Source organism: Burkholderia sp. Ac-20344 (assembly GCF_017104975.1).
GTDB lineage: Bacteria > Pseudomonadota > Gammaproteobacteria > Burkholderiales > Burkholderiaceae > Burkholderia.
Genome location: NZ_JAAGPP010000178.1, coordinates 1 through 15,585 on the forward strand (window position 1 = coordinate 1; position 15,585 = coordinate 15,585).

A 15,585-nucleotide genomic window follows, 5' to 3' on the forward strand; every position below is an offset into this window, starting at 1 on the left:
TGCGCGCTCCGCGGAATCACGCTCCCCCGCGCTTCGCGCGGGCAGCGCAACATCCTCCGCGTCGAACGGATCGGCGGAATCGGCAACGGCGGCGGGGGAACGGCGTGGTGACACAGGCATCGGATCGTCTGGGTGCTTCGCAAGGCAAGTACAATAGCGGCTTTCACGTCGTCCGAACGAACGACGCCGGCCAGGCCGCGCATCCCGTCATCATAGCGGCTCGCGCGCCCCATTTACGCGTTTCCGCCCTGCCGGCGACGCCCGCCGGCCGCTTCGAACCAGCCCGCATGTTCACGCTTTCCGATTTCGATTTCAATCTGCCGCCCGAGCTGATTGCACAAACCGCGCTGCCCGATCGCACCGCAAGCCGCCTGCTCGAGGTCGACGGCACCGTCGCGCCCGCGCGCTTCGTCGACCGCCATTTCACCGAGCTGCCGGCATGCATCGCGGCCGGCGATCTGCTCGTCTTCAACGATACCAAAGTGCTGAAGGCGCGTTTCTTCGGCCAGAAGGCCAGCGGCGGCAAGATCGAGGTGCTGATCGAGCGCGTGACCGGCACGCACACGGCGCTCGCGCAGATCCGCGCGAGCAAGTCGCCGGGCGCCGGCACGACGCTGCGGCTCGCCGATGCGTTCGACGTGACGGTGGGCGAGCGCGTCGATCCGTTCTTCACGCTGAACTTCCCCGCGCCGTGCCTCGAGCTGATCGAGCAGTACGGCCGCCTGCCGCTGCCGCCCTATATCGAGCACGATCCGGACGCGACCGACGAGATGCGCTACCAGACCGTCTACGCGAGCAACCCGGGCGCGGTCGCCGCGCCCACGGCCGGGCTGCACTTCGACCAGCCGATGCTCGACCGGCTCGACGCGATGGGCGTCGAGCGCGCGACGCTCACGCTGCACGTCGGCGCCGGCACGTTCCAGCCGGTGCGTGTCGACAACATCGCCGAGCACCGGATGCACAGCGAGTGGTACGACCTGCCGCAGTCGCTCGTCGACAGGATCGCCGCGACCCGCGCGCGCGGCGGCAACGTGATCGCGGTCGGCACGACGTCGATGCGCGCGCTCGAAGCCGCGGCGCGCGCGGCCGACGAAGCGGGCCGCCCGCTTGCGGCCACGCAGGCCGAGACCGACATCTTCATCACGCCCGGCTATCGCTTCCGCGTGGTCGACCGGCTCGTCACGAACTTCCACCTGCCGAAGTCGACGCTGCTGATGCTGGTGTCCGCGTTCGCGGGCGTCGAGACGATCCGCGCCGCGTACCGGCACGCGATCGAGCAACGCTACCGCTTCTTCAGCTACGGCGATGCGATGCTGCTCACGCGGCGCGACGCGCCGGAGGCGCCGAGCGCGTAAGCGCGGCACGGAGGCCGTGCCGCCGTACCGAACGGCCAGGTTCCGCTTTCACGTTGTGCGTGCGATGCTCGCACGCACCCGCTTTCCCCGCCGCCGGATTCCCGGCGGCGTTTCCAACATGCGCCGGACTGTTTTCCGGTGGCAAGGAGAATGACGCGATGACCGAAGGTTCATCCCACGATACGCACGCTGATATGCACGCCCCCGTGCAGGACCGCCCGGCGAACGGGCTCGAATTCGAACTGCTGACGACCGACGGCCATGCGCGCCGCGGCCGCGTAAAGCTCAACCACGGCGTGGTCGAGACGCCGATCTTCATGCCGGTCGGCACGTACGGCACCGTGAAGGCGATCCAGCCGCGCGAGCTGCACGAGATCAAGGCCCAGATCATCCTCGGCAACACGTTCCACCTGTGGCTGCGCCCGGGCCTCGACACGATCGACGCGCACGGCGGCCTGCACGGCTTCATGGGCTGGAACAAGCCGATCCTGACCGACTCGGGCGGCTTCCAGGTGTTCTCGCTCGGCGACCTGCGCAAGATCACCGAGGACGGCGTCACGTTCGCGTCGCCGATCAACGGCGACAAGCTGTTCCTGTCGCCGGAAGTGTCGATGCAGATCCAGAAGGTGCTGAACTCCGACGTCGTGATGCAGTTCGACGAGTGCACGCCGTATGCGACCAACGGCGTGCCGACCACGCACAAGGAAGCGGCCGAGTCGATGCGCATGTCGCTGCGCTGGGCGAAGCGCTCGCTCGACGAGTTCGACCGGCTCGGCAACCCGAACGCGCTGTTCGGGATCGTCCAGGGCGGAATGTTCGAGGACCTGCGCGACGAATCGCTCGCGGGCCTCGCGGAACTCGGCTTCCACGGCCTCGCGATCGGCGGGCTGTCGGTCGGCGAGCCGAAGGAAGACATGATGCGGGTGCTGCAGCACGTCGGCCCGAAGCTGCCGGCCAACAAGCCGCACTACCTGATGGGTGTCGGCACGCCGGAGGACCTGGTCGAGGGCGTCGCCAACGGCATCGACATGTTCGACTGCGTGATGCCGACCCGCAACGCGCGCAACGGCTGGCTGTTCACGCGCTTCGGCGACGTGAAGATCCGCAACGCGACGCACAAGAATTCGCTGAAGCCGCTCGACGCGAGCTGCACGTGCTACACGTGCCAGAACTTCTCGCGCGGCTACCTGCATCACCTGCACCGCGTCGGCGAGATCCTCGGCGCACAGCTCAACACGATCCACAACCTGCACTACTACCTGCAGCTGATGAGCGAGATCCGCGAAGCGATCGAGACCCACACGTTCGACGCGTTCCGCCAGCGCTTCGCGGAGGATCGCGCCAGAGGGGTCGACTGACGGGCGGTCGCGCCGCCCTTGATAAGACAAGCACTAAACGGATCGAAAATCTTTTGGGACTCGTCCTAAACAAGCGCGTCCCAACTGCCGCTCGGAACCGACAAACATTACAATTGCCTTTCCACACAAGTCGCAACGGTACCGGTTCTCGCTTTAACAGCTTGATCCGAAAGCGCATTTGCCGATCCGTTTGCGCATGGGGCCGGTGGTAGAATAACCGGCTTATTTTTCGATCTTCCCCTACGGAGAGACCAACGTGCCGTTCATTTCCAACGCGTTCGCCCAAGGTGCCGGTGGCGCCGAATCGAGCCTGATGAGCTTCCTGCCGCTCATCCTGATGTTTGCCGTGCTCTACTTCATCATGATCCGTCCGCAGATGAAGCGCCAGAAGGAGCACCGCAACATGCTCGCGGCCATGGCCAAGGGCGACGAAGTCGTCACGAGCGGCGGCCTCGTGGGCAAGGTGACGAAGGTCACCGAAGGCTACATCGGCGTCGAGATCGCCGAAGGCACCGAAATCACCGTGCAGAAGGCTGCAGTCACGACCATTCTGCCGAAGGGCACGATCAAGTCGCTGTAAGCCCTTCACCGAGCGTCCGGCTCCCCGCGCCGTGCCCGCCTGAGAGAGCGGGCCGCCGCGGCGCCGGACGCGACGCTTTCACGCCAACCACCCGTTCGGCTCCCTCATGAATCGTTATCCACTCTGGAAATATGTCGTGATGGTCGTGGCGCTCGCCATCGGCCTTCTGTACACATTGCCCAACTTCTTCGGCGAATCGCCGGCGGTGCAGGTGTCGAGCGGCAAGGCCACGGTCAAGCTCGACTCGACCACGCTGACCCAGGTCGAATCGGCGCTCGCGTCCGCGCAGATCACGCCGGACGACGTCACCTTCGAGAACACGGCGACCAACGCGAACATCCGCGTGCGCCTGAAGGACACCGATACGCAGCTGCGCGTCAAGGACCTGCTGCAGAAGTCGCTGAACACCGACCCGAACGATCCGCAGTACGTCGTCGCGCTGAACCTGCAGAGCGCGTCGCCGCGCTGGCTGACCTCGCTGCACGCGCTGCCGATGTATCTCGGCCTCGACCTGCGCGGCGGTGTCCACTTCCTGCTCCAGGTCGACATGACGGGCGCGCTGACGAAGAAGCTCGATTCCGACGCGTCCGACGCGCGCACGCTGCTGCGCGACAAGAACATCCGCGACGGCGGCGTGAGCCGCGTCGACCAGTCCGTGGTCGTCAATTTCAGCGATGCGCAGACGGCGGAAGACGCCCGCAAGGTGCTCGCGCTGTCGATCACCGAACTGCAATGGGCGACCCAGCCCGGCGGCGGCGGCACGCAGGTCGTCGGCACGTTTACGCCGGCCGTGCAGAAGTCCGTCGAGGACGCCGCGCTCAAGCAGAACCTGACGACGCTCCACAACCGCGTGAACGAACTCGGCGTGTCGGAGCCGATCCTGCAGCAGCAGGGCAGCGACCGCATCGTCGTCGAGCTGCCGGGCGTGCAGGACACCGCGAAGGCGAAGGACATCATCGGCCGCACCGCGACGCTCGAGGCGCGTCTCGCCGACCCGATCAACACGCACCCGAACCCGAACGACCCGGTGCCGCCGGGTGAAGAGCTGTTCACGCAGGGCAACCAGGCGCCGGTGCTGCTGAAGAAGGACGTGATCTTCACGGGCGACCGCATCATCGATGCATCGGCCGGCTTCGACGATCACCAGCGTCCGTCGGTCAACATCCGCCTCGATTCGGCGGGTGGCCGCTCGGTGCGCGCGGTATCGCGCGAGAACATCGGCAAGCCGATGGCGATGGTGCTGTTCGAGAAGGGCAAGGGCGAAGTGCTGACGGTCGCGACGATCCAGTCGGAACTCGGCGACCGCTTCCAGATCACGGGCCAGCCGACGCCGCAGGCCGCAGCCGACCTCGCGCTGCTGCTGCGCGCCGGCTCGCTCGCCGCGCCGATGGACATCATCGAGGAACGCACGATCGGCCCGAGCCTCGGCGCCGACAACATCAAGATGGGCGTCCACTCGGTGATCTGGGGCTTCTGCGCGATCGCCGTGTTCATGATCGCGTACTACATGCTGTTCGGCGTCGTGTCGGTAATCGGCCTGTCGGTGAACCTGTTGCTGCTCGTCGCCGTGCTGTCGCTGATGCAGGCGACGCTGACGCTGCCCGGCATCGCCGCTATCGCGCTCGCGCTCGGTATGGCGATCGACTCGAACGTGCTGATCAACGAGCGCGTGCGTGAAGAACTGCGCGCCGGCCAGCCGCCGCAGACCGCGATCCAGGCCGGCTACGCGCATGCATGGGCGACGATTCTCGACTCGAACGTCACGACGCTGATCGCCGGCCTCGCGCTGCTCGCGTTCGGCTCGGGCCCGGTTCGCGCGTTCGCGATCGTGCACTGCCTCGGTATCCTGACGTCGATGTTCTCCGCGGTGTTCTTCTCGCGCGGGATCGTCAACCTCTGGTACGGCGGCCGCAAGAAGCTGAAGTCGCTCGCGATCGGCCAGGTGTGGAAGCCGGAAGGCGCCGCTGCCGGCACGTCGTTCACCGACGCCGACGAATCGACCGACACCGCACGCGCCGCGAAGCTCGCCGCCCCCGCGAAGAGCAACGCGCCGCGCGCCGGCAAGCCGCAGCTGCGCAACCGCGCGCAGCAAGGCGTGTCGCCGAAGAAACCGGGCTCGACCCAATAAGGCCCCGGAGACGAGACCATGGAATTTTTCCGCATCCGTAAAGACATTCCGTTCATGCGGCACGCGCTGGTGTTCAACGTGATCTCGCTGGTCACGTTCCTCGCCGCCGTGTTCTTCCTGTTCCACCGCGGTCTGCACCTGTCCGTCGAATTCACCGGCGGGACGGTGATCGAGGTGCAGTACCAGCAGGCCGCTGAACTCGAACCCGTGCGCGCGACGCTCGGCAAGCTCGGCTACGCCGACGCGCAGGTGCAGAACTTCGGCACGTCGCGCAACGTGCTGATCCGCCTGCAGCTGAAGGAAGGCCTCACGTCCGCGCAGCAGAGCGACCAGGTGATGGGCGCGCTGAAGGCGCAGAGCCCGGACGTCACGCTGCAGCGCGTCGAGTTCGTCGGCCCGCAGGTCGGCCGGGAGCTCGCAACCGACGGCCTGCTCGCGCTCGCGTGCGTCGTGATCGGCATCGTGATCTACCTGTCGTTCCGCTTCGAGTGGAAGTACGCAGTGGCCGGCATCATCGCCAACCTGCACGACGTCGTGATCATTCTCGGCTTCTTCGCGTTCTTCCAGTGGGAGTTCTCGCTGGCGGTGCTCGCGGCGATCCTCGCGGTGCTCGGCTACTCGGTCAACGAGTCGGTCGTCATCTTCGACCGGATCCGCGAAACGTTCCGCCGCGAACGCAAGATGAGCGTGCAGGAAGTGATCAACCACGCGATCACGACCACGATGTCGCGCACGATCATCACGCACACGTCGACCGAAATGATGGTGCTGTCGATGTTCTTCTTCGGCGGCCCGACGCTGCACTACTTCGCACTCGCGCTGACGGTCGGCATCATGTTCGGCATCTACTCGTCGGTGTTCGTCGCGGGGTCGCTCGCGATGTGGCTCGGCATCAAGCGCGAAGACCTGATCAAGGAAAAGAAGACCGCGCACGATCCGGACGATCCGAACGCAGGCGCGCAGGTCTAAGCGCCTCGCTGCTTCGGCACACACGAAAGGCCGGCCCGATGGGCCGGCCTTTTTCATGCCCGCGCCATCTCGGCGCATGGTGCCCGCTCACCCTGCTCCGTCATGCGCGTCGGCTACAATCGTGACCGTCCCGCCGCACCGCACCGCGCGCCGCGGGAAAGCACCTTCGCCCTCCGTTCAAACGTGCGGTCCCGATGATGCCTCCCACGCGTGTCGTTCTTCGCCTTGCCGTCTGTGCAGCCGTCGCGGCCGCGCTCCTGCCGTGCGTGTCGTCCGTCGGTGCGCAACAGCCGGCGTCCGCCCCGCCCGCTTCCTCACCCGCCGCCTCACCCGCCACCGCCCAGTTGCCTTCGCCCTGCCCGCCCGACTGGGAGCCGCAAATCTGCGAGCTCAAGGCGGCGGTGGAAATCCTGAAGCGACAGCACCTGACCGACGTCGACATCGGCGCGCTGCTCGACGCAACGACCCACGCGGGAATCAAGACGCTGCCGTACGCGCGTTTCTTCGACGCGAAGGAGGAGCAGGCGCGGCGCGACGACGAACGGCGCGCGCGCGACGGCACGCCCGGCATCGGCATCGTGTTCGAGACGCGGCCCGACGGGCTGCACATCGTCGACGTGATTCCCGACGCGCCCGCGGAAAAGGCCGGCGTGCGCCCCGACGATCTCGTCGTCGCGATGAACGATACGCGCGTCGTCGGCATCGACGCCGCCGACCTGGCCAAGCTCGCCAAGGGCGACGCGGGTGTGCCGCTGAAGCTCGCGGTACAGCGCGGCCCATCGCACGCGACGCTGAACTTCGCACCGGTGCGGACGATCATCAAGCCGCATCCGGCCACCGCGAAACGGCTCGACGGCGACATCCTGTACACGCGGCTGTCGAGCTTTCCGGAACCGGCGGTCGGCGACACCATCGACGCGGTGCAGGCCGCGCGCCGCGCGGGCCCACCGGTGAAAGGCCTGATTCTCGACCTACGCATCAACGGCGGCGGCGCGCTCAATGCGGCGATCGGCATCACCGCGCTGTTCGCGGGCCGCGACCGCACCGCGATGGTGACGGTCGAGCGCGGCGACGCCAACCGCCGCCGCTACACGACCAACTGGCCCGATTACGCATTGCCGGTCACGCACGGGCAGGACCCGCTCGCGCCGCTGCAGGCCGACGACTGGTGGCGCACCGTGCCGCTCGTCGTGCTCGTCGACGGACAGAGCGCGTCGGCGGCCGAAGCGACCGCGGCGGCGCTGAAGGATCTCGGCCGCGCGAAGCTGCTCGGCATGCCGACCTACGGAAAGGGGCTCGCGCAGACGGGCGTCGACCTGATCGACGGCACGCGCCTGAATTTCACGTTCGCGCGCAACCTGCGGCCGAACGGCTGCCCGATGGACGGCTACGGCGTCGTGCCGGACTGGCTCGTGCCGCCGCGCCGCGACGCGGACGTCGACGGCGTGCTGCTGTGGTATCGGGAAGCCGATCTCGCCCGCGCGCCGTATGCGGACCGGCTGGCGCCCGATCCGTTCGCGACGGTGCGCAAGGAACGGCAAAAGCTGCGCGAGCAGCGTGCGCTCGCGAAGATCGATACGACGAAGAGCGCGGCGTTGCCGCAGCGCGTATTCGGCACGGCCACCGACTGGCAGCTCAGGCAGGCGCTTGCCGCGCTCGCCGGGCACCCCGTGCAGACCGTCGAAGCCAAACCGCAACTGATGCCCGCGCAGCCCGTGTGCGAGCGCACCGGCAACTGACGCGCACCGCCTGCCCTCTCGTTACCGGAAGCCGAACCGCCGGCGCAGCACGACCAGCGCGATGAGGCTCAGCACGGCCGCGAACATCAGGTAGAAACTCGGCGCGGTCTTCATCCCGGTCGCCTTGATCAGCCACGCGATGATGAATGGCCCGAAGCCGCCGAAGATCGTCACCGCGACGTTATACGCGAGCGACATCCCGGTCGTACGCGTCTGCACCGGAAACACTTCGGACAACAGACCCGGCAGCGCCGCGAAGTACCCCGTCATCAGGAACGCGAGCAGCACCTGCAGCGCGATCAGCGTGCCGAAGCCCGGATGGCCAACCAGGTACGCGAACGCCGGATAGATCAGCACGAGGATGCCGACGGCCGGCGCGATCATCACGCGCACGCGGCCGTAGGTGTCCGACCATTGGCCGACGAGCGGCGCGAACGCCATCTGGATCACGCCGACGACGAGGATCGCCGCGAACGCGGCCGACGGCGCAAGGCCAAGCTGCTTCACGCCGTAGGTCGGCATGAACAGCACGAGATAGGTCGCGACGGTGCCGAGCACGACCACGCCCATCGCGGCCACGAGGCGCGCCTTGTGCGACGCGAATGTGTCGCGCAGCGGGGTCGCGGTGCCTTCCGCCGCGAGGAATTCGGGCGTCTCGTCGACCTTCGTGCGGATGTAGTACGCGACCGGCCCGAGCAGCAGCCCGAAGAAGAACGGCACGCGCCAGCCCCACGACGCCATCTGCGCGGCCGACAGCTGCGCGTTCAGCACGGTGCCGAAGCCGGCGGCGAGCAGCGTCGTGAGCCCCTGGCTCGCGACCTGCCAGCTCGCGAAGAAGCCGCGCCGGCCCGGCACGTGCTCGGCGAGGAACGCGGTCGCGCTGCCGAATTCGCCGCCGGCCGAGAAGCCCTGCATCAGCCGCGCGGCGACGAGGATCACCGGCGCGGCGACGCCGATCGTCTCGTAGGTCGGCAGCACCGCGATGATCAGCGTGCCGGCCATCATCAGCAGGATCGACAGCGTGAGCGCGGCCTTGCGGCCTGCGCGGTCGGCATACGCGCCGAGCACGATCGCGCCGAGCGGCCGCATGAAGAACGACACGCCGAACGTGCCGAGCGTGAGCAGCAGCGACACGGTGTCGTTGCCGGCCGGGAAGAACAGCTTCGAGATCGTCACCGCGAAGAAGCCGTAGACGACGAGATCGAACCACTCGAGCGCATTGCCGATCGACGCGGCGACCACCGCGCGCCACACGCGCGGCGACGAGGCAATGGAACGGGACTGCGTGACGGCATGCATCGGCGATCTCCTTGTCGTTGTACGTTCTGTTCGAGGCGGCCGCGCGCGCCGTTGGCCTGCCCGGCGCCGCGCACGGCGCTCGGGCGATTATAGGCGCGCAAAAAAAACCGCCGCGCCCCCTGACGGGAACGCGGCGGCGTGCTCGCGGCGGGCCGGCGCGGCGGCCGGCCCGACCGGAAGCATTACTGCTGCTTGACGGCTTCTGCCGTGATCAGCAGCTTCGTCTTCATCTTGAAGCCGTACTGCTTGCCGTAGTCGAGGCCGAAATCGTCGCGGCTGAATTCGCCGACTGCGTCGACACCGCACACTTCACGCTTGAGCATCGGGTGCGGCATGCACTTGAACGAATCGATCTTCAGCGTCAGCGGCTTCGTGACGCCGTGCAGCGTCAGGTTGCCGACCACCGACACCGGCTTGTCGCCGTCGAACTTGATTGCGCCCTTGTAGTTCGCCTGCGGGAACTTGGCGACGTCGAAGAACTCGGCCGTCTGCAGATGCTCGTCGAGCTTCGCGCTGCCGGTGTGGATCGACGCGATGTCGGTCGTCACGTCGACCGTACCCGTCTTCGCCGCGCGGTCGAGCGTCACGGTGCCGCTCGACTTGTCGAACTTGCCGCGCCAGACGGACAGACCGCCGAAGTGGTCGGCCTCGAAGCTCGGGTACGTGTGGCTCGGGTCGAACTGGTACGTTGCGCTGTCGGCAAACGCCGAGAACGACAGCGACGCTGCCAGTGCGCCTGCGGCGATGATCAGTTGCTTTTTCAACTCTTTCTCCTTGGAACGGCGCCGCGCCCTCGCGCGGCATTCAGGTGAGGCGACAGCCCGCCGCTTACTTCGTGGCGACGAGATGGAACTTGATCTGCACGTCGTCCGCGACGACCGACGTGTCCTTCCACTCGCCGGTGCCGACGTTGAACGCCGAGCGCTTGATCGGCAGCACGCCGTCGAAAGTCTGCGTCGCGCCGCTCTGCGTGACCGTGACGGGCACCGTGACGTTCTCGGACTTGCCCTTGATCGTCAGCTTGCCGGTCACGTTGTACTTGTTGCCACCCGCCGGCGCGATCGCCGACGACACGAACGTCGCCTGCGGATACGCCTTCGCGTCGAACCAGTCCTTGCCGGCGACCTGGTCGTTGTACATCTTGTCGCCGAGGTCATAGCTTCCGACGTCGATCGTCATCTGGGCGCTGCCCTGCGCGGCTTTCGCCGGATCGAACTTCACCTGCGCGGAAAACTTCTTGAACGCGCCTTCGGTCGGCACGTTCATCTGCTTCGACACGGCGGACACCTTGCTCTTCGCGAGATCGACATCGGCGAGCGCCGCGCCCGACGCGACAAGTGACACCGCGGCGAACGCGGTCAGCATGGAGCGGGAGAAAGACACTTTCATGGGATCCTTCATTTGGCAGAGGGAAGCATCCGCGACAGCAGGCCGTCGCGGTCCAACAACTGGTGCTTGAGCGCCGCGAGCACATGCATCGAGACGAGTGCAAGCAGAATGTAATTCAATGACACGTGCAGCGTCTTGAAGGTTTCCTTCAGCACCGGATCGGGGTCGATCAGCCGCGGCAGCGGCACGATGCCGAGGTAGACGACCGGGATGTTCGACGCCGAGCTGTACAGGTAGCCCGTCACCGGAATCACGATCATCAGCACGTACAGCAGGATGTGCACGCCGTGCGACGCCGCACGCTGCCACGCCGGCGTACCGCCCGGCAGCGCCGGCGGCACGTGGGTCGCACGCCACAGCACGCGCGCGACGGCCAGCGCGAATACCGTCACGCCGATCCACTTGTGCCACGAGAAGTACTTCAGCTTGGTCGGCGTGAAGCCGGGGATGTCGGTCATCACCCAGCCCAGCGCGAACGCGCAGACGATCAGCAGCGCGATCAGCCAGTGCAGCGCGATCGCCGTCTGCGTGTAGCGTACCGGCCTGGCCAGCAGCGATTTCGATGCCATCTTGGATTCCTCAGTTCAGCGAACGGCCGCGCCGGCCATTCGTCCGACGCTTGTCAAGGGCGCCATGCTACCGCAACCTTTTGACACGCGCGGACTCTGAAGACAGGCCCGCCAGCCGGCTGACAGCTTCCTGTCATGTTACCGATCGGTCACCGCACACGCGATCGTTGACACACCGAAAAAGGCCTTTTGGTAAGATTGGCGCGGGTTCCGGCCCCGTCGACGCGCCTCCCCAGCCGTCGCACCACTGCTTTTTCCATGCAACGAAACGACCTGATTGCCTGTCACGAGTGCGACGCACTGTTGCACAAACCGCATCTCGGCCGCCGCGAAATCGCGCGCTGTCCGCGCTGCGACGCGCAGCTCTATCGCGATAGCACCACGCAGATCGAGCGAATCAGCGCGCTCGCGGTCGCGGCACTCGTCACGTTCGTCATCGCGCAGACGTTCCCGATCCTCGAAATGGACCTGAACGGTACGCGCGTGCAGACGACGCTGATCGGCGCGATCGACGCGCTGTGGCGCCAGGGCATGGAAATCGTCGGCGTGATGGTGTTCTGTTCGACTGTGCTGTTCCCGCTCGTCGAAATGGCCGCGCTGCTGTACGTGCTGCTGCCGATCCGCCGCGGCGTCGTGCCGCCGGGTCTCAACCTGGTGCTGCGCACGATCCAGCTCGTGCGGCCGTGGGGCATGATCGAAGTATTCATGCTCGGCATCGTCGTCACGATCGTGAAGATGGTGAGTCTGGCAAAAGTCGTTCCCGACGCCGCGCTGTTCGCGTTCGGCGCGCTCACGCTGATGACCGCCGTCGTGCTGATGTTCGACCCGCGCACGCTGTGGGACATCGCCGACGACCTGCGCGCCGGGCGCACACGTGTCCGGCCCGACGACGCCGCGCCGCCGCCGGAAGCCCCCCGCCGATGACAATGCCGACCGCCGCCCGCGAGGGCTACGCCAGCTGCCACGCATGCGGGCTCGTACAGACGATCGACCATCCGCACGCGCATTGCGCGCGCTGCGGCAGCACGCTTCACTTCCGCACGCCGAACAGCATCGTGCGCACATGGGCGCTGCTGCTCGCGGCCGCGATCCTCTACATTCCCGCGAACCTGCTGCCGATCATGCGTACGTCGTCGATCGTCGGCTCGCAGGAAGACACGATCATGAGCGGCGTCATCTATTTCTGGACGTCCGGCGACTGGCCGCTCGCGGTCGTCGTGTTCGTCGCGAGCATCCTCGTGCCGATGCTCAAGCTCTGCGTGCTGCTGATCCTCGTGATCAGCGCGCAGCGCCGCACCGCCTGGCGGCCGCTGCAGCGCACGCGCCTGTTCCGGATCGTCGAGCGCATCGGCCGCTGGTCGATGCTCGACATCTTCGTCGTGACGCTGACCGTCGCGCTCGTCCATTTCCGTTCGCTCGCCACCATCACGGCCGGCCCCGGCGCGCTCGCGTTCGGCTCGGTCGTGATCCTGACGATGCTCGCGTCGATGCAGTTCGATCCCCGCCTGATATGGGATCCAGTCGAAACCTCAGGGAATCACCATGAATAGTCCACAAGGCCCGCAGCACGACGCGCCCCGGCCGCCCGATCCGACGATCTCGACGAAAAGCGGCTGGCTGCCGTCGCTCGTCTGGCTCGTGCCGCTGATCGCCGCGCTGATCGGCATCGGCCTCGTGATCAAGTCCGTGCGCGAGCGCGGCCCGGAAATCACGATCAGCTTCCACAGCGCCGAAGGGCTCGAGCCCGGCAAGACCCAGGTCAAGTACAAGGACGTCGAGATCGGCATGGTCAAGACGATCAAGCTGTCGAAGGACCTGGCGCGCGTGCTCGTCCAGGTGCAGCTCAAGAAGGAAGCGGAGGACTTCGCGGTCAAGGGCTCGCGCTTCTGGATCGTGCGGCCGCGCGTCGGCGCGACCGGCGTGTCGGGGCTCGGCACGCTGCTGTCGGGCGCGTACATCGGCGTCGACGCCGGGCGTTCGGAGGATACGCTGACCGACTTCACCGGCCTCGAGACGCCGCCCGCCGTCACGGGCGACCAGAAAGGCACGCAATACGTGCTGCGCGGCGATTCGCTCGGCTCGGTCGACATCGGCTCGCCGGTCTACTACCGCCGCGTGCAGGTCGGCCAGGTGGTCGGCTTCTCGCTCGACAAGGACGGCACGGGCGTCACGTTCAACGTGTTCGTCAATGCGCCGTACGACCAGTACGTCGGCGTGAACTCGCGCTGGTGGCAGGCGAGCGGCGTCGACCTGCGGCTCGATTCGAGCGGCCTGAAGCTGAACACGCAGTCGCTCGCGACGGTGATCCTCGGCGGCATCGCGTTCCAGACGCCGCCGAACCAGGGCAGCGGCGCGACGGCGCCGAACAACACGACGTTCCGCCTCGCGTCCGACGAGGGCGACGCGATGCGCGACCCGGACGGCCTGCCGCTGCAGGTCGTGATGAACTTCAACCAGTCGCTGCGCGGGCTCGCCGTCGGCGCGACGGTCGATTTCCGCGGCATCGTGCTCGGCGAAGTGACGAACATCGGCATCGACTTCGATCCGAAGACGAAGAACTTCCTGATGCCGGTGACGATGAACGTGTATCCGGAACGCCTCGGCCGCCGCTTCCGCGAAACGATCGAGAGCAAGGGCGAACCGGCCCGCCGCGAGATCGTCGAGCGGCTCGTCCAGCACGGGCTGCGCGGCCAGCTGCGCACCGGCAACCTGCTGACGAGCCAGCTGTACGTCGCGCTCGACTTCTTCCCGAAGGCGCCGGCCGTGAAGATCGACACGGCGCGCCAGCCGCTCGAGCTGCCGACCGTGCCGAACACGCTCGACGAGCTGCAGTTGCAGGTCGCCGACATCGCGAAGAAGCTCGACAAGGTGCCGTTCGACCAGATCGGCGCGAACCTGAACAGCACGCTCGCGAACGCCGACAGGCTGTTCAAGCAGCTCGACACGCAGGTCGCGCCGGAAGCGCGCGACACGCTGTCGGCCGCGAAGCAGACCTTCTCGACCGCCGAAGCGACGCTGCAGCAGGATTCGCCGCTGCAGTCCGACGTGCGCGGCGCGCTGAAGGAACTCACGCGCACGCTGCAGTCGCTGAACGCGCTCGCCGACTACCTCGAGCGTCACCCCGAATCGCTGCTCAAGGGCAAGCCAGGAGATAAACAATGACGACATGCGTGAACGGTTTCGCGAGCGGCGCGGCGGCGGCTGTCGCCGCCCTCGCGCTCGCCGCGTGCAGCTCGCCGCCCGCGCGGTTCTACACGCTCAGCCCGGCCGACGCCGCAACGCCGCTGCGCACCGCGCCGGCCAATCCGGCGTTCCTGATCGAGGTGCCGTCCGTCGGCGTGCCCGAACAGGTCGCGAAGAACCAGCTGGTCGTGCAGAAGAACGCTGCGCAGGTCGACGTGCTCGAGCAGGAACGCTGGGCGTCGCCGCCCGCCGACGAGATCCGCCGCGCGCTGTCGGACGATCTCGCGACGCAGCTCGGCACGATCGACGTCGCGAATTCCGCTTATCCGCCCGGCGTGCCCGTGTATCGCATCAGCGTGAACGTGCAGCGCTTCGAGTCGTGGCCGGCCAAGCGCGCGGCGGTCGATGCCGTGTGGAGCGTGCGCTCGCTCGCCACGCAGGCCGTGATGACCTGCCGCACGAGCGTCGCGGAACCGGTCGCCGACGGCTACGACGCGCTCGTGGCCGGCCACCGGCGCGCGCTCGACGTGATTGCGACGCAAGCCGCAGCCGGCGTGCGCGCGATGGCGGCACGGCGCGGGACGGCGGCCGCACCCGGCAGCAAGACGGCCGCCGTGCCGGTCGTGCCGTGCCCGGCCAACCCGACGCCGGGCGGCGACGCCGCAGGCGCGACGGGCCAGCCCGGCGCGTAAGGAGACAGCCGGGGCCGCGCGGGCCTGCGCGGATTCATCCGACCGGTTCGCCAGCCATCTCGCATGCGCCGGCTGGCGATCCTCCCCACCCGCTCGCCGGCAACCACCTGATGCGCTCCGCATCGTCGGAACCTGCGCGGAACCCGTGTCCGCGCCCTGCCTCGCACGCATCGCCCGAACGGCCAACTTTGCATTGTTTGTCATAGACGACCGGAACCGGTGTCTTAAAATGCGGTCGGCTTGCGTTTTCACCTGCGATTGACGATCCTACGCACTTTCAGGCGCGCGCCGCTCGCCGTGTGCGCCAGCCAGCGGCGCCGGGCG

14 protein-coding genes are annotated in these 15,585 nt (G+C 67.3%); 10 read left to right on the forward strand and 4 right to left on the reverse strand.

Annotation, left to right across the window (positions count from 1 at the left end):
* Nucleotides 1-287: 287 nt before the first annotated feature.
* From queA to G3N64_RS34270, 6 genes are all read left to right on the forward strand, one after another.
* On the forward strand, nucleotides 288-1,355 hold the full coding sequence (queA, locus tag G3N64_RS34245; RefSeq protein ID WP_205788107.1) for a tRNA preQ1(34) S-adenosylmethionine ribosyltransferase-isomerase QueA: 1,068 nt from the start codon (nucleotides 288-290) through the stop codon (nucleotides 1,353-1,355).
* A gap of 158 nt (nucleotides 1,356-1,513) precedes the next feature.
* Entirely contained in the window at nucleotides 1,514-2,713 is a 1,200-nt protein-coding gene (tgt, locus tag G3N64_RS34250) for a tRNA guanosine(34) transglycosylase Tgt (protein WP_205788108.1), read from the forward strand.
* 256 nt (nucleotides 2,714-2,969) lie between these two features.
* The gene (gene yajC / locus G3N64_RS34255) at nucleotides 2,970-3,293 is read left to right on the forward strand and encodes a preprotein translocase subunit YajC (RefSeq protein WP_006476868.1); all 324 of its coding nucleotides are present in this window, start codon (nucleotides 2,970-2,972) and stop codon (nucleotides 3,291-3,293) included.
* A gap of 106 nt (nucleotides 3,294-3,399) precedes the next feature.
* Nucleotides 3,400-5,421 carry a protein translocase subunit SecD gene (secD, locus tag G3N64_RS34260; protein ID WP_205788109.1) on the forward strand — a complete coding sequence of 674 codons (2,022 nt, stop codon included), beginning with the start codon at nucleotides 3,400-3,402 and terminating at the stop codon, nucleotides 5,419-5,421.
* 18 nt (nucleotides 5,422-5,439) lie between these two features.
* Nucleotides 5,440-6,390, forward strand: coding sequence for a protein translocase subunit SecF (gene secF / locus G3N64_RS34265; RefSeq protein WP_006482457.1), 951 nt, complete (start codon nucleotides 5,440-5,442; stop codon nucleotides 6,388-6,390).
* Between the two features lie 194 nt (nucleotides 6,391-6,584).
* Nucleotides 6,585-8,129 carry a S41 family peptidase gene (locus tag G3N64_RS34270; protein WP_205788110.1) on the forward strand — a complete coding sequence of 515 codons (1,545 nt, stop codon included), beginning with the start codon at nucleotides 6,585-6,587 and terminating at the stop codon, nucleotides 8,127-8,129.
* A 21-nt stretch (nucleotides 8,130-8,150) separates the two neighbouring features.
* Here G3N64_RS34270 and G3N64_RS34275 read toward each other — a convergent pair whose 3' ends face one another.
* From G3N64_RS34275 to G3N64_RS34290, 4 genes are all read right to left on the reverse strand, one after another.
* Nucleotides 8,151-9,428, reverse strand: a complete 1,278-nt coding sequence (locus G3N64_RS34275; RefSeq protein WP_205788111.1) for an MFS transporter — start codon at nucleotides 9,426-9,428, stop codon at nucleotides 8,151-8,153.
* 182 nt (nucleotides 9,429-9,610) lie between these two features.
* Complete coding sequence (locus G3N64_RS34280; protein ID WP_205788112.1) at nucleotides 9,611-10,192, reverse strand: YceI family protein; 582 nt, start codon at nucleotides 10,190-10,192, stop codon at nucleotides 9,611-9,613.
* Between the two features lie 64 nt (nucleotides 10,193-10,256).
* The gene (locus G3N64_RS34285) at nucleotides 10,257-10,817 is read right to left on the reverse strand and encodes a YceI family protein (RefSeq protein WP_205788113.1); all 561 of its coding nucleotides are present in this window, start codon (nucleotides 10,815-10,817) and stop codon (nucleotides 10,257-10,259) included.
* Between the two features lie 8 nt (nucleotides 10,818-10,825).
* Entirely contained in the window at nucleotides 10,826-11,386 is a 561-nt protein-coding gene (locus tag G3N64_RS34290) for a cytochrome b (RefSeq protein WP_205788114.1), read from the reverse strand.
* A gap of 258 nt (nucleotides 11,387-11,644) precedes the next feature.
* On the opposite strand from G3N64_RS34290, the gene G3N64_RS34295 reads away from it, so the two are divergent.
* The 4 genes from G3N64_RS34295 to G3N64_RS34310 are packed head-to-tail and all read left to right on the forward strand — an operon-like array spanning nucleotide 11,645 to nucleotide 15,261.
* Entirely contained in the window at nucleotides 11,645-12,310 is a 666-nt protein-coding gene (locus G3N64_RS34295) for a paraquat-inducible protein A (protein WP_205788115.1), read from the forward strand.
* Nucleotides 12,307-12,936, forward strand: coding sequence for a paraquat-inducible protein A (locus G3N64_RS34300; protein ID WP_205788116.1), 630 nt, complete (start codon nucleotides 12,307-12,309; stop codon nucleotides 12,934-12,936). The genes G3N64_RS34295 and G3N64_RS34300 overlap by 4 nt, the downstream gene beginning before the upstream one ends.
* Complete coding sequence (locus G3N64_RS34305) at nucleotides 12,929-14,548, forward strand: MlaD family protein (RefSeq protein ID WP_205788117.1); 1,620 nt, start codon at nucleotides 12,929-12,931, stop codon at nucleotides 14,546-14,548. The genes G3N64_RS34300 and G3N64_RS34305 overlap by 8 nt, the downstream gene beginning before the upstream one ends.
* Complete coding sequence (locus G3N64_RS34310) at nucleotides 14,545-15,261, forward strand: PqiC family protein (RefSeq protein WP_205788118.1); 717 nt, start codon at nucleotides 14,545-14,547, stop codon at nucleotides 15,259-15,261. The genes G3N64_RS34305 and G3N64_RS34310 overlap by 4 nt, the downstream gene beginning before the upstream one ends.
* Nucleotides 15,262-15,585: the final 324 nt, after the last annotated feature.